This window comes from Anabaena sp. 90 (assembly GCF_000312705.1).
GTDB classification, from domain to species: domain Bacteria; phylum Cyanobacteriota; class Cyanobacteriia; order Cyanobacteriales; family Nostocaceae; genus Dolichospermum; species Dolichospermum lemmermannii.
On sequence record NC_019427.1, the window covers coordinates 16,503 to 30,674 of the forward strand.

Here is a 14,172-nt window from a genome sequence, read left to right on the forward strand (position 1 = left end):
CCTCCGTGCCTCTGTGGTTCGTTTCAAAAAAGGTACTTGGCACTACTGTCTGGGCTGTAGACAAGATATCGAAATCTCTAAATGACTAAGAGAACTCCACATAATATTTGATAGTTTTGATCATGTTGGGTTGACGCAAGGATACCCAACCCCATACAGGCTTTTAGTTAAGCCCAAAAATTAAACATAGCATTAGCCGATTCTATCTATAATAGTAGCACAAAAAGTCAAGGGGTATTAATCAATCCTGTAAAAACCTATTTCCGTTAACTTATTGACAACATTCTCAATAATCTTGAGAATAGAGAGAGATATTCTCAATAAACATCAACTTTACCAATTTTCCAAAAATGTTCATTTAAAAAACTTATACTTCTCAAATAACGGTTGGTTGCTTTGGTTGAGACAAGGAAGCACAAAATTTAAATTCAAAATCAAGTCAGGGTAAAGCGCAATGCTAAACCCCTACTTTGCTATCATTATGCCAAGTGCATAAAAATCATTTTTAGCAATTCAGCGCGAGTAAAAGGTTTAGTTAAATATCCCGAAGCACCGACAAATCTCGCTTTTACCTTATCTATAATTCCCTTATTGCTAGTCACAAAAATAATGGGAATATTTTTAAACAGGGAATTATTGCGGATAATGCGACATAGTTCATAACCATCAATTCCTGCCATATTTAAATCCAGTAAAATCAGATCCGGCTTATGTCGAATAATTGACATAACTGCTTTTACTGGTTCATTAATAGTCACCAAAGTAAAATTCTCATCTTCTAAATAACGGCTAATTTCCTTGAGAATTGTGGGACTATCATCTACAGAGATAATTTTGTAAGTCTTTTGTGTAGTTCTCGGATTGACTTTTACTTTTTGGGAATCAGCATCTATGTTACTATCAACAGTTTCGGGTTGTAAATCATCTGGAGGTAAATCAGCAATGTCTGTTACTAGCTGTTCAACCGCAACATTATTTTCAGAAATAATTAAAGTTTCTGGAGGAGGATCTTTGCTTAGTGCTACATCGGAAATAAATAATTTTTCCTTCACCGATTCTGTGCTATCTTCAGAAAATGGTAATAGACTGCCATTTGTTTTTGGTAATTTATCAAATGGAGGATCTGGTTCATGTAATACTATCGAACCCTTGACAATATAGGGGTATAAACTTAAAGCTAGTTGCAATTCATCCTGATTCATGATAATCGCTAGATGACGTAAGCTAAAACCCTTCATCCAATTAGTGATATTCTCTTTTAGTGGTGGTAATCTTTTATCCTGAAATTTGCTACTAACTAACAAATATGGACGCTGATAGGGAGAAGAGATATATCTACCAAGATATCGCCAATTTTGTAACTGATTTTGACATTCTTCGATGATAGTATTGATATCTAACTGACAAATTTTTGTCAAATCATGGATTGGTTCTGCTAATTCATAAGTGCCTGTTTTAATGAGGATAAACCATTCAATTACCTCTTTGACTAATTCTTGAATAAGTAATGTTGCTTGAGTAGGCAGAAGATGTTGTTCAGTGACAAGCCAGTTAATCGCTTCGTATTCTGGAGGTTGGTTTGGGAAATGATCATGATCTTCAGCTTCAAACACCAAGCGCATTTGTACACGCACTTCATTATCTACGAGCGGGATTTGTTGATGGAGACGACGCATTTGTCGTTCTAATCTATCAAAAGGTTCTACGGAATGAGTCGCATAGATAATTTTTCCTTGTTCTATATATATCAACCAAGATACAGAGTTACTAAATGCTTGTAAACAGGTAGTTTCATAACAATTGCTTAATTGTCTTAATAAACCCGCGGGAGGTAGTTTGGTAAATGTGCCAGTATTTTTCATATTTTTACAATTTTTTGGGCGGATACATCAATATAGTATGGGAAAAGATTAAATATCAGGCTGTAATATGATATCACTGGAAAATATAGTCATGATCACAAGTTATTAAATTATGAATATCAACGAAAAACATTTTCTAAAAATTCTCCTACCTAGCGATCTTGAATGTAACAAGTTTTGTGGTTTTTTGTGCTAATTCTTGAGCATTTGCTTAGATATAAATCTCCTGCTTGTCAGATCTTTCAGCTATTTGATTTTGATAAATCACATAGTAATCCGAGGGAGAATGCTGAGATATTTCGGATAATTTAAATTCATCAACCGTCAGAATGATATTCGTCCTGTTTGGGGATTTAAAAATAATGAATTTATTTACCTGAAGACAGACGAAATCTCACATAGAATCTTTAAAAATTTATGGAGGTAAATGTATATGTTGATTATAGCACTCAGCTATCGGACAAGAGCAAGAATAGCAAAGAAGAGAAAGTATTCATTTCCTGGAAATTACACCCAGGAAATTAGTTGTAATTCCCTCTGAGTGAGGTTATTCATACTTGAATTATGCAACACCTAGTTATGAGGAGTTGGAGAGATATTTGGCAAATTTACCGCAAATCAATATCTTTACTGAAAAACTCAAGTATTTTCGACAAAATACCATAATTTTAGTCATGCTAGCGCTAGAAACTATATACTTTGAGTAAAAGGAAAATAAGACTTTGGATTATAACATAACACAAAAAGTTATGATTGATACGTTTAATCTTGACGAAGTTGTAGAATTTGCGGAAAATCCCGAACCCCGTTGCCCATGCGTGCTATTGCTAGATACCTCCGGCTCAATGCAGGGGGAACGAATCGAAGCTTTAAATCAAGGTTTGTTGAGTTTAAAGGATGAACTGGTAAAAAATTCTCTAGCATCCAGAAGAGTGGAAGTGGCAATTATCACCTTTGATAGTAGTGTAAATGTCGTGCAGGACTTTGTAACTGCTGATCAATTTAATCCGCCAATTCTCACAGCCCAGGGTTTAACCATCATGGGTTCAGCAATTCATAAAGCATTAGATATTATTCAAGAGCGTAAATCCCAATATCGAACTAATGGTATTGCTTACTACCGTCCCTGGGTGTTTATGATTACCGATGGTGAACCCCAAGGTGAACTAGATCATGTTGTCGAACAAGCATCCCAAAGACTGCAAGGAGATGAATCTAATAAGCGGGTGGCCTTCTTTACTGTGGGCGTAGACAATGCGAACATGAGCAGATTAAGTCAAATCGCTGTGCGGAGTCCACTCAAGCTGAAAGGATTAAATTTTATTGAGATGTTTGTATGGTTGTCCGCAAGTATGTCAGCGGTATCCCATTCTCAAGTAGATGAACAGGTAGCACTACCACCAATTGGGTGGGGATCTGTTTAGATGAAAATTACAGCTTGTTGTTTAAACTGAACTAGCTGTGGAAAACAAATTATATGAATACATCAAAACAGATTTCTCAATGGCGCATAGTAGCTGCATCTGTATGTGGAACTAGTCACTCAAAAAACCAGCAACTTTGTCAGGATGCTCACCATTGGCAACTATTAGCCAATAATGTGTTGGTAATAGCAGCAGCCGATGGTGCGGGTTCTGCTAAACTAGGAAAGGTGGGATCAATGATTGCTGTAGAAACGGCAATAGAGCATCTTTCTCGCCAAGAGATTACCAGTAATACCCTGGCTAATAATGATTTTTTGGGTTATTTGCTAACTGATGCTATGTTAGCAGCCCGCAAAGCCATAGAAATTGAGGCGGATATTTGTCACAATCAACCTCATGATTTAGCAACTACCTTAATTGTCATGATTGCTACACCAGAAATTGTGGCTGTGGGGCAGGTTGGTGATGGTTTAGCTGTAGCTAAAAATAGTATGGGTAATCTGATAGCCTTAACCATCCCCAGCAACGGTGAATATATCAATCAAACGACCTTTTTAACATCTCCCGATGCCTTAGAGACAGCACAACTGAAAATATGGCGGGAAGAGATAGTTAATGTTGGTGTGCTTACCGATGGGTTACAGATGTTAGCTTTAAATATGATTGTTGGTGAACCTCATAAACCTTTCTTTTTACCTTTATTCGAGTTTGTAGCTAACGCTGAAGATAGAATATTAGCAAAAGAACATTTAATGAGATTTTTAAGCTCTGATAAGATTACTCAGCGGACTGATGATGATTTGACTTTAGTTCTAGCTGCATTTATTAACTCATGAGTTATGGTAATCAGGAATTATTTGCAGGTTGGTGGATAACTCCTGCGTCCTCACACCAGCTAAAGCCATCCTCTTGAGTTGCTGAACTTTTGACTGATTCCAATTACTTCACATAACCTTAATTCTGCCATGCAGGTACTACGTCGTTTTCCCAACCCGGAAATTCTCAACCTCTCTGTCAGTGTGGGACATGGTGGTGAAGCTTGTATCTATGCAGTGCCATTGGATGACAATCTAGTGGCGAAAATCTATCACAAACCAACTATCTCCTATGCCCAAAAACTGCGGGCAATGCTGGCTAATCCTCCTGTTAATCCGACAGACAATTTAGGGCATATTGCCATTGCTTGGCCACAGGAGTTGTTGCAAGCAGCAGATAGTAGCGGTAAGATTGTGGGCTTTATTATGCCCCGGATTCGGGGAATGCGGCCAATTATGGATTTTTATAATCCGGGGATTCGCCGACAACATTGCCCATTGTTTAATTATCAGTATTTATTACGGACTGCCCGTAACCTAGCCTCGGCTTTTGCGGCTTTGCACGCCAGCGGATACTGTATTGGTGATGTGAATGAGTCAAATATTCTGGTTAGTGATACGGCATTGGTGACATTGGTAGATACAGATTCGTTCCAAGTGACCGAACCATTAGAAAATCTGGTCTATCGTTGTTCTGTGGGTAAGGCTGAGTATACTCCGCCAGAATTACAGAATAAAACTTTTGCTGATTATGACCGCGAAAATTATCATGATTTATTTGGGTTGGCTGTACTGATTTTTCAATTGTTAATGGAAGGAACTCACCCATTTTCTGGGATATTTCAAGGTGGGATAGAACCTCCAACCTACCAGGGGAGGATACTTTCTGGGCATTTTACCTATAGTCAAAAGAAACAAGTCCCCTATTTGCCCACTCCGATTTCCCCTGGTTGGGATCTGCTTCATCCCAGCTTACAGGATTTATTTGTGCGTTGTTTTGAAGATGGTCATGACAATCCCCGGTTACGTCCTAATGCTCAAACTTGGTTATTGGCATTAGCGGCAGTGGAGGAAAGTTTGCTGACTTGTGCGGCTAATCCTCAGCATCTTTATCATAATCATTTAGATAAATGTCCTTGGTGTGAGAGGACTAGACGATTAGGTGGAAGAGATCCGTTTCCGTCACTCGTAGCGATCGCTTCTAAACAACATCTGCAACCACGCCAAAAACCTCAGTCTAAACGTCGCTATGTTCCGACTCCACGGATTACTCAGCCATTAAAATCAAATTATCCGGTCTATCATTGGCAACCCATAAACCAGCAGTTTTATCATGTTCCGTCTCGGAAAAAGTTAAACCCCAAGATATACGGTTTCATTGTTGGGGTGATGGGATTGGGTCTTTTGGGTTATTTGGACGTAATGATTAAATTTACCCGTCCTTTTGTTTCCCAAAATCCTTATACTCAACAAAGTTTGATGTCTCGTGCTGCTAATCAAACTCCTGATTTAACAAAGCTTTCTTTTACGGATTATTATCAGCGTGGTCATACTGCTTATCAACGGCAAGACTATGAACAGGCAGTGGTCAACTTTACCCAAGCTATTGAAAAGAATCCCCAGTCTGCTAAAAGCTATATAGATTTGGCTAATTCCCAGTACAATTTAAATAATTATGAAGCTGCATTGGCTAATTATAACCAAGCTTTGAAGTTAGATCCTCAAGAAGTTAAAGCTTATGTAAATCGCGGTAATGCTTATTATATGCTTGCCAACTATAGTAGTGACCCTAACAGAGAATATAAACAAGCAATCGCGGATTTTAATGCTGCCATCAATATAAATAAAAATGATGCTGAGGCTTATATCAGAAGGGGTGTTGTGCGATTTGAAATCAATAAATACATTAATAATTCTTTTCAGGAATACGAAAAATCAATTGCCGATTTTACTGAAGCCATTAAACTCAATTCATCAAAAGTAGATGCTTACTTTCAACGGGGTTCGGTTCGCTATCAAATGGCTCAATATAGCACTGATTATGCAGCAGAATATAAACAAGCGATCGCCGATTTTACTGAAGCAATTAAACTCAATTCCCGGTTGGCTAAAATTTATCTAAAACGTGGTATGGCCTACTATGAACTAGCACAATATGGAGAAGGTATAGCTGATAAAAATCATGTTCAAGCAGTTGCGGATTTAGAAGCAGCCGCTAAAGTTTCTTTAGAAGAAAATGATATGGATAATTATCAACAGTCCCTCAGTAGCATTTGTATTGTTGTCGCTAATAAATGTGACGGTTTATTATCTAACTCAACCCTACTTGGACAAAGTAATTGATATAGAAGGAGTCAGGAGTCAGGAGTCAGGAGTCAGGAGTCAGGAGTCAGGAGAAGAAAAAATAAGAAGGAAGAATAAGGAAGAATAAGGAAGAATAAGGAAGAAGAAAAAATAAGAAGGAAGAATAAGGAAGAAATTAAAATCATCTAAAATGTCAATAATCGGTAAAAATAACAGTTAAAATGCTACCTCTGACTTCATCAAGAAATCGGGGGTTTTTGTTTTTGTGATTAAAATTACTATCGCAGTATGTGGATTGAATTAGGTACAAAATTTACGAAAAAAGACCACCACCAAAGGACTTTTATTTCTTCTTCTTCCTGCTTATTTTTTCTTCTTTCTTCTTCTTTCTTTCTTTCTTTCTTCTTCTTTCTTATTCTGACTCCTGACTCCTGACTCCTGACTCCTGAACTCCTGAACTCCTGAACTCCTGACTCCTGACTCGGTGACTCCTCCTACAAATATTTTACAGATAAAATATCTTAATTTACTTATTCTTTATAATTTTCTAGAAAATAATAGTTAAATTATGTTTATCTACCCAATAAAGAGAAAGAAAAAAGCATTCAAGTTCTCTGCCATCATTGTGCATTCTCTTCATTTCCATTAGTTGAAATTATCACCCACCTGCAAATTTTTGAGGTAACTACATGAAAGCAGTGATTTTAGCAGGAGGTCTGGGTACAAGGTTAAGTGAAGAAACCAGTATCAGACCCAAACCCATGGTTGAAGTTGGTGGTAAGCCAATTCTCTGGCACATAATGAAGACTTACTCAGCTCACGGTATTAATGATTTCATTATTTGTTGCGGTTACAAAGGGTACGTTATTAAAGAATACTTTGCTAACTATTTTTTACATATGTCAGATGTGACATTTGATATGCGATTTAATCAAATGAATGTCCATTCTGGATATGCTGAACCTTGGCGCGTCACCTTAGTAAATACAGGTGATAATACAATGACCGGTGGGCGGTTAAAGCAAGTTCGTGAACATATTGGGAATGAAACCTTTTGCTTTACCTATGGTGATGGTGTCAGTAATATCAATATTACAGAATTAATTAAATTCCATCAAGAACAAAAGACATTAGCAACACTCAGCGCAGTGCAACCAGCAGGAAGATTTGGCGCAATTTCTTTAGGACAAGAACAAACTAAAATTACCAGTTTTCAAGAAAAACCTGAAGGTGATGGTGCTTGGATTAATGGGGGCTATTTTGTTCTAGAACCACAAGTAATTGATTTTATTGCTGATACTTCAACTGTGTGGGAGAAAGAACCATTAGAAAAGTTAGCTAATTTAGAACAGTTAGCGGCTTACAAACATGATGGTTTTTGGCAACCCATGGACACATTAAGAGATAAAAACTATCTTGAAGACCTTTGGAAAAGTGGTAAAGCTCCTTGGCAAGTTTGGGAATAGAAATTTTGGATTTAGGAAAAATTACTAATGTATGATTTTGCGATTATTGGTGGGGGAATAGTTGGACTTTCCACAGCCATGGCCTTAGGAGAACGTTATGCAAATGCCAAAATACTAGTCTTAGAAAAAGAGAGTGAATGGGCATTTCATCAAACTGGTAATAATAGCGGTGTAATTCATTCGGGGATTTACTATAAACCAGGAAGTTTTAAGGCGAAATTCTCCCGTGATGGCAGCCGTTCCATGGTAGAATTTTGCCAAAAGTATGATATTGATCATGATGTTTGTGGCAAGGTAATTGTTGCCACTAATGAACAAGAATTACCCCGCTTAGAAAATCTCTACACCCGCGGTTTAGAAAACGGTATTCCTGTTAAAAGAATTAGTCCTCAAGAAGTCAAAGAAGTTGAACCTCATGTTAGTTGTGTAGGTGGAATTCGGGTATTTAATACAGGGATTGTTAATTACAAACAAGTTTGTTTAAAATACGCCGAATTAATTCGCAATCAAGGGGGAGATTTACGTCTCAATACCCAAGTTGTGAAAATTACCCGCAGTGGCAAAAATCAGGTATTAGAAACTAACAAGGGCAGTTTTGAAACTCGATTTGTGATCAATTGTGCCGGATTACATAGCGATCGCATTGCAAAATTAGGTAAGGCAAACCCCCAAGCCAAAATAGTTCCCTTTCGCGGTGAATATTACGAACTTACCCCCGCAAAACGCTATCTGGTCAAAACTCTCATTTATCCAGTTCCTAACCCAGATTTCCCCTTTCTCGGCGTGCATTTCACCCGGATGATTGATAACACAGTTCACGCAGGACCAAATGCAGTTCTCAGTCTCAAACGTGAAGGTTACAAAAAAACCGACTTTGATTTTAGAGATTTTGCCGAAGTTATCACTTATCCCGGCTTTTGGAAATTAGCAGCAAAACACGCTGACGAAGGGATTCAAGAAATCATTCGTTCCTTTAGTAAAGCAGCATTTGTCAAAAGTCTGCAAACACTAATTCCCGAAGTTCAAGCAGAAGATGTAATTCCTACTCATGCAGGAGTTCGCGCTCAAGCATTAATGAATAATGGTGCGCTTGTTGATGACTTTTTAATCATTGCAGGTGAGAACTCTATTCATGTTTGCAATGCACCTTCACCCGCTGCAACTTCTTCTTTGGAAATTGGTAAAGCTATAGTTAAGCAAATACCAGAACCTACTCATTTGCACAGTTTAGCATCTTTGTAGAATGAACTACATTTTTTTATCGGGCTTCGCTAACACGCAGAGGCGCAGAGGCACTCAAGAGGAAGACAAGAGAATTTTATTTGCGGACTTTTCAACAAACAACTTAATTTTACACATCAAAAGTTTTAACAATCATGAAGATTTTAGTAACTGGAACAGAAGGTTATCTTGGTTCTTTATTGCCTTCTTTATTAATGAAAAGAGGACATGAAGTTCTTGGTGTTGATACTGGATTTTATAAAGTTGGTTGGCTATATAACGGCACTCACTTAACAGCTAAAACTCTCAATAAAGATATTCGTGATATCAGTCCTGAAGATTTAGAAGGGGTGGAAGCTATTGTTCATATGGCGGAATTATCTAATGATCCGACTGGACAATTATCTCCTACTATTACTTATGATATTAATCATTTAGGTTCAGTTCGTCTTGCTAATTTGGCAAAAGCAGTAGGTGTCCGTCGCTTTGTTTATATGTCTTCTTGTAGTGTTTATGGTGTGGCTAGTGAAGGTGATATTACAGAATCATCACCAGTTAATCCCCAAACAGCTTACGCCGAATGTAAAACATTAGTAGAAAGAGATGTTCAACCATTAGCTGATGATGATTTCTCTCCTACTTTCATGCGGAATGCTACTGCTTTTGGTGCTTCTCCCAGAATGCGATTTGATATTGTTTTAAACAACTTGGCTGGCTTGGCTTGGACTACCAAAGAAATTAAAATGACCAGTGACGGTACACCGTGGCGGCCATTAGTTCACGCTTTAGATATTTGTAAAGCCATTGTTTGTGCTTTGGAAGCACCCAGAGATATTATTCACAATCAAATCTTTAACGTTGGTGATACAGCGAATAATTATCGAGTTAAAGAAATAGCAGAAATCGTTGCTGATGTCTTTCCCGGTTGTCAATTATCTTTTGGTACTAACGGTTCAGATAATCGCAGCTATCGAGTATCTTTTGAAAAGATTAACACTATTCTTCCCGGATTCAAGTGTGATTGGAATGCTCAACTTGGGGCTGGACAATTATTTAGTTTGTTCAAGCAAATTGATATGAATGAAGATACTTTCTTGTCTAGAGGTTTCACCCGCCTCAAACAATTAGAGTATCTAATTCGCACAGAACAAATTGACAAAGATTTCTTCTGGAATAAGCAAGAGAATTATTAATTTATTCCGAAAATATCGTAGGTTGGTTTGAGTGACAGCAAAACCCAACATGATTAATAATTTTGTTGGGTTTTGGGTAACATACGTCAACCCAACCTACATTTTCTTAACCGAACATTATTGCATCAAAGTGGATTAAATCGAATTTTCTCAATTTAAGATATTCGATTTAAACACTTCTCTTAGATTTATACCAAGTAATATCCTCATACCAGGATTACCAGATAATGCAAAAGTTACTAACTATTGCTATTCCTACATACAATCGTGCTGCATTGCTAGATAAACAACTGGCTTGGTTAGCAATAGCAATTAAAGGTTTTGAGTCGGAATGTGAAATTATTATTTCTGATAATTGCTCAACAGATAATACACCAGGCGTTGTCAAAAAATGGCAATCTGTTTTTAGTAATACTGTATTTATAGCGAATAGAAATCGGGAAAATATAGGGTTAATGCCTAATATTGCTTTTTGTCTTCAAGCTGCTGGTAGTAAATATGTTTGGACTGTGGGTGATGATGATCCAATTCAGGAAAGAACCCTAGCTCATGTCGTAACTACAATTAAAAGAAATCCCAGTTTATCACTGATGTTTCTTAACTGTTGTGGACGTGATCACAAAACAAATCAAGTTTTGGTAAAACACTGGTTTCCTAGTGATAGTGATGAAATAATTACTAATAGTAAACCTGTATTTGAACAGTATTTACAGAATAGTTTTGGTGGGGTACTGTTCATGACGGCTACCATTTATAAAACTGAACTAGTTCAGCAAGCTTTACAACAGTGGACTACTTCTTGTAAAAATTTGGCATCCCAAGCATATTGGACTGGATTTTGTGCGGCTCATGGAAATGTAATTGTCACTCAAGATAATTATTTGGAATGCACAATGCACGCTAGTTCCTTAGAAGAAAATCCTCGCTGGTCATTAATGATGCGATATGTCTACATCCCAGAAATTTATCTGAAATTATTAAGTTTAGGATATTCTGCTAAATTTTGTCAACGCATGATTCTAGAAAATATTTTCAAATTAAGTGATTGGAAAATATTATTTGGTGCTTTAAGAAGATGGCCAGTTCTAGCCACAAATATTATAATTACTTACTTGCAATTGGTAGGTAAATTTATATATCAATTGAATTTTAATCAGCAAAAATCATCAATCAATATTTCACATCTCAGTAATTAAATAGAAGATAAAATCCTTCTCTATTAACCATCAAAAACCATGAACAAACTCCTAACTATTGCTATTCCTACTTACAATCGAGCCGATTTACTAGATAAACAATTAACTTGGTTATCTCAGGCTATTAAAGGATTTGAAACAGAATGTGAAATTTTAGTTTCTGATAATTGTTCTACGGATCATACTCAATCTATTATTAGTAAATGGCAGAATATCCTCAAAAACATCACATTTAAATCAAATAGAAATCATGAAAACATAGGCGTAATGCGAAATATTTTTTATTGCCTAAGTGCTGCCACAACAAAATATGTGTGGACAATTGGTGATGATGATCCAATTCAGGAAAGAGCAGTTACTTATGTGATGGAGAAAATTAAAAATATTGATAATTTATCATTATTGTTTTTGAATTTTTCCGGTCGAAATCAAATCACTGGTGAAGCAGTACATCCACCAAAAATAGTTGGTAATCGCTGGTTTGATGCCGATACAGAAGATGGTAAAGGTGATGGCAAAGCAATATTTGAACATTGTTTTAGTAAAAGTGTAGGAGCAGTAATTTTTCTAACTGCTACAGTATATCGGGCTGATTTAATTAAACGCGCTCTAGAAATTTGGCCAACTGCTAGTAATAATTGGATATCTCTAGCATATTTAGCCGGTTATTGTGCTGCTAATGGCAAAGTCATTGTGACTAAAGATATCTATTTAGAATGTATTGTGGGTGTTAGTTATTGGCAAAAAGAACCAAAGTCTGCACTCTTAATGCAATACCAACATATACCTGAAGTTATTTTAAAACTTCAAGAAATTGGCTATTCTAAAGCATATTGTTGTCGGATGCTTTTACAAAACTACCATGAAGTAGATTTGAAAGTCTTTTTAGGAGCGATGAGAAGATGGCCTGTATCAGCTATTAAGACAGTAATTCCTTTTTTAGGTTTAGCTAGTGTGGCCGTATTGGAATTAATACCAATGAGAGAATTTAAAGTAGCGGAAGCCGAATTGGAGAGAACAAAGACTTTAGAGGTGAGAAACTATAAGGGATAAATCAGCAATTGTTTGGACAAAATAAGTTTTGATTGGGAGGTATTTGGATTGTGATTAATAAAGTTGCAGAAAAAATCTCAGTCTTAAAAGATGAGTTAGCTTATCGAGTATCACTTTGGCATCATGGTAAAAATTTACCTGCTATTAGTGCAAAAGATCAATTGATTGTTGATACCCTAAAAACATCAGGTGTTTATATCACATCTTTGGAAAATTTAGGTTTTTTATCTACAGCTACAATGTTAGCTACTGCTAATACTTGTGCAGATAGTATGGTAAATCCCAGAGATATCCATGCAGGATATAAGTTACCGCAAATTTATACGGTTACAGATTTACCAGAATTCTTTAATTGGGGAATTGAAACCCGATTACAAAACATCATTGAACATTATATAGGTTTACCTATCGCTTTTCATGGTGTTCATGTGCGGAAAGACTTTCCTAATAAAAAACAACTGGAAACTTTACTATGGCATAAAGATTCTGAAGATAGACGCATGATTAAAGTCATTATCTATCTAAATGATGTGACTGAAGAACATGGACCATTTGAATACATTCCCCTACCGACTAATGCTTTAGATCAGGTTAAAAATTATCAAGTTGATTATGAATTATGGCGTGTTAATTTTTTGGGAATTAACGATGATAAAATGATGAAAGTTATTCCTAAATCAGCTTGGAAATCATGTCCTGGTAAAGCTGGAACTGTGATTTTTGCAGATGTGAGAAATATTTTCCATCATGGGACTGTGAGAAACCAAGAGCGGTCAACACTATTTTTTACATACACAGCTAACTCTCCTAAACGACCTGAACTTTGTACACAATATCATGATGATACCTTTCCCAAAATAAATCCCCAATTAGGATTAAAGGTATAAACCTAAAATGCAAGAATTGAAATCTTGTAAGGGCGAAGCATTCGGGTGATAATCTATCGCCAAAACCATTAGTAAGGGCGAAGCATTCGGGTGATAATCTATCGCCAAAACCATTAATTTTATGTCCGAATGCTGATGCCTACGGCACGCTACGCGAACGCCCCTACGATTCTGTTATGCTCAATAAAACTTTCCTAAATAACCATGATTTTTACCTCTACTAAACTTGCTGGTGCTTTCATTATTGACTTAGAAGAAAAGCCTGATTCTCGTGGTTTTTTTGCTCGGACTTTTTGCGCTGATGAATTTATTGCTCATGGATTAAAACCAACAGTTGCCCAATGTAATCTTTCTTTTAATCATAAAAAAGGCACATTGCGAGGAATGCACTATCAAACTCTTCCCGCAGCGGAAACCAAATTAATTCGCTGCACTCAAGGAGCTATTTATGATGTGATTGTGGATATGCGTCCTGAATCTCCCACTTATCTAGCGCATATTGGTGTAGAACTGAGTGCAGAAAATCGTCGCGCTCTTTATGTTCCAGAAATGTTTGCTCATGGTTATCAAGCTTTAACCGATGGTGCAGAAGTTGTCTATCAAGTAGGTGAATTTTACACTCCTGGATATGAAAGAGGTTTACGTTATGACGATCCAATTTTAGAAATTTCTTGGCCATTGAGTGCTACAGAAATGTCTGATAAAGATCGCAATTGGCCTTTACTAGAATCTATTTTAATAGGAGTTTAAT

The 14,172-nt window shown here is 36.7% G+C and carries 12 protein-coding genes; 10 read left to right on the plus strand and 2 right to left on the minus strand.

All coding sequences use genetic code 11. The annotated features are described in order from the left end of the window. Positions 1 to 479 precede the first annotated feature (479 nt). On the minus strand, positions 480 to 1,862 hold the full coding sequence (locus tag ANA_RS00095; protein WP_015077997.1) for a response regulator: 1,383 nt from the start codon (positions 1,860 to 1,862) through the stop codon (positions 480 to 482). Between the two features lie 749 nt (positions 1,863 to 2,611). Here ANA_RS00095 and ANA_RS00100 point away from each other — a divergent pair. From ANA_RS00100 to ANA_RS00140, 9 genes are all read left to right on the plus strand, one after another. Next, positions 2,612 to 3,286 carry a vWA domain-containing protein gene (locus ANA_RS00100; protein WP_015077998.1) on the plus strand — a complete coding sequence of 225 codons (675 nt, stop codon included), beginning with the start codon at positions 2,612 to 2,614 and terminating at the stop codon, positions 3,284 to 3,286. Between the two features lie 53 nt (positions 3,287 to 3,339). Beyond that, positions 3,340 to 4,122, plus strand: coding sequence for a PP2C family serine/threonine-protein phosphatase (locus ANA_RS00105; RefSeq protein ID WP_015077999.1), 783 nt, complete (start codon positions 3,340 to 3,342; stop codon positions 4,120 to 4,122). Between the two features lie 129 nt (positions 4,123 to 4,251). Continuing rightward, positions 4,252 to 6,444 (plus strand): tetratricopeptide repeat protein, encoded by a 2,193-nt coding sequence (locus ANA_RS00110; RefSeq protein WP_015078000.1) that lies wholly within the window; start codon positions 4,252 to 4,254, stop codon positions 6,442 to 6,444. 650 nt (positions 6,445 to 7,094) lie between these two features. Next, positions 7,095 to 7,871, plus strand: coding sequence for a glucose-1-phosphate cytidylyltransferase (gene rfbF / locus ANA_RS00115; RefSeq protein WP_015078001.1), 777 nt, complete (start codon positions 7,095 to 7,097; stop codon positions 7,869 to 7,871). Between the two features lie 27 nt (positions 7,872 to 7,898). After that, positions 7,899 to 9,113: an L-2-hydroxyglutarate oxidase gene (lhgO, locus tag ANA_RS00120; protein ID WP_015078002.1), complete on the plus strand. Its 1,215-nt coding sequence runs from the start codon at positions 7,899 to 7,901 to the stop codon at positions 9,111 to 9,113. Positions 9,114 to 9,247: 134 nt separating this feature from the next. Continuing rightward, a complete protein-coding gene (locus ANA_RS00125) occupies positions 9,248 to 10,285 on the plus strand; it encodes an NAD-dependent epimerase/dehydratase family protein (protein ID WP_015078003.1) in 1,038 nt (345 codons plus the stop codon). Between the two features lie 227 nt (positions 10,286 to 10,512). Next, the gene (locus ANA_RS00130) at positions 10,513 to 11,481 is read left to right on the plus strand and encodes a glycosyltransferase family 2 protein (protein ID WP_015078004.1); all 969 of its coding nucleotides are present in this window, start codon (positions 10,513 to 10,515) and stop codon (positions 11,479 to 11,481) included. A 39-nt stretch (positions 11,482 to 11,520) separates the two neighbouring features. After that, positions 11,521 to 12,534 (plus strand): glycosyltransferase family 2 protein, encoded by a 1,014-nt coding sequence (locus ANA_RS00135; RefSeq protein ID WP_015078005.1) that lies wholly within the window; start codon positions 11,521 to 11,523, stop codon positions 12,532 to 12,534. A 50-nt stretch (positions 12,535 to 12,584) separates the two neighbouring features. Next, positions 12,585 to 13,421, plus strand: a complete 837-nt coding sequence (locus tag ANA_RS00140; RefSeq protein WP_015078006.1) for a hypothetical protein — start codon at positions 12,585 to 12,587, stop codon at positions 13,419 to 13,421. Here the strand turns inward: ANA_RS00140 and ANA_RS28030 are convergent. Continuing rightward, positions 13,410 to 13,535: a hypothetical protein gene (locus ANA_RS28030; protein WP_256369501.1), complete on the minus strand. Its 126-nt coding sequence runs from the start codon at positions 13,533 to 13,535 to the stop codon at positions 13,410 to 13,412. The two genes, ANA_RS00140 and ANA_RS28030, sit on opposite strands and share 12 nt — an antisense overlap. Before the next feature lie 90 nt (positions 13,536 to 13,625). Here ANA_RS28030 and rfbC point away from each other — a divergent pair, with 90 nt between their 5' ends. Then, entirely contained in the window at positions 13,626 to 14,171 is a 546-nt protein-coding gene (rfbC, locus tag ANA_RS00145) for a dTDP-4-dehydrorhamnose 3,5-epimerase (RefSeq protein ID WP_015078007.1), read from the plus strand. The last annotated feature ends 1 nt before the right edge of the window (position 14,172 follow it).

Bases quoted from the DNA above. Each gene is read 5' to 3' on its own strand.
- lhgO (WP_015078002.1), top strand. From the start codon at position 7,899: ATGTATGATTTTGCGATTATTGGTGGGGGAATAGTTGGACTTTCCACA.
- ANA_RS00125 (WP_015078003.1), top strand. From the start codon at position 9,248: ATGAAGATTTTAGTAACTGGAACAGAAGGTTATCTTGGTTCTTTATTG.
- rfbC (WP_015078007.1), top strand. From the start codon at position 13,626: ATGATTTTTACCTCTACTAAACTTGCTGGTGCTTTCATTATTGACTTA.
- ANA_RS00100 (WP_015077998.1), top strand. From the start codon at position 2,612: ATGATTGATACGTTTAATCTTGACGAAGTTGTAGAATTTGCGGAAAAT.
- rfbF (WP_015078001.1), top strand. From the start codon at position 7,095: ATGAAAGCAGTGATTTTAGCAGGAGGTCTGGGTACAAGGTTAAGTGAA.
- ANA_RS00095 (WP_015077997.1), bottom strand. From the start codon at position 1,862: ATGAAAAATACTGGCACATTTACCAAACTACCTCCCGCGGGTTTATTA.
- ANA_RS00105 (WP_015077999.1), top strand. From the start codon at position 3,340: ATGAATACATCAAAACAGATTTCTCAATGGCGCATAGTAGCTGCATCT.
- ANA_RS00130 (WP_015078004.1), top strand. From the start codon at position 10,513: ATGCAAAAGTTACTAACTATTGCTATTCCTACATACAATCGTGCTGCA.
- ANA_RS28030 (WP_256369501.1), bottom strand. From the start codon at position 13,535: ATGGTTTTGGCGATAGATTATCACCCGAATGCTTCGCCCTTACTAATG.
- ANA_RS00135 (WP_015078005.1), top strand. From the start codon at position 11,521: ATGAACAAACTCCTAACTATTGCTATTCCTACTTACAATCGAGCCGAT.
- ANA_RS00110 (WP_015078000.1), top strand. From the start codon at position 4,252: ATGCAGGTACTACGTCGTTTTCCCAACCCGGAAATTCTCAACCTCTCT.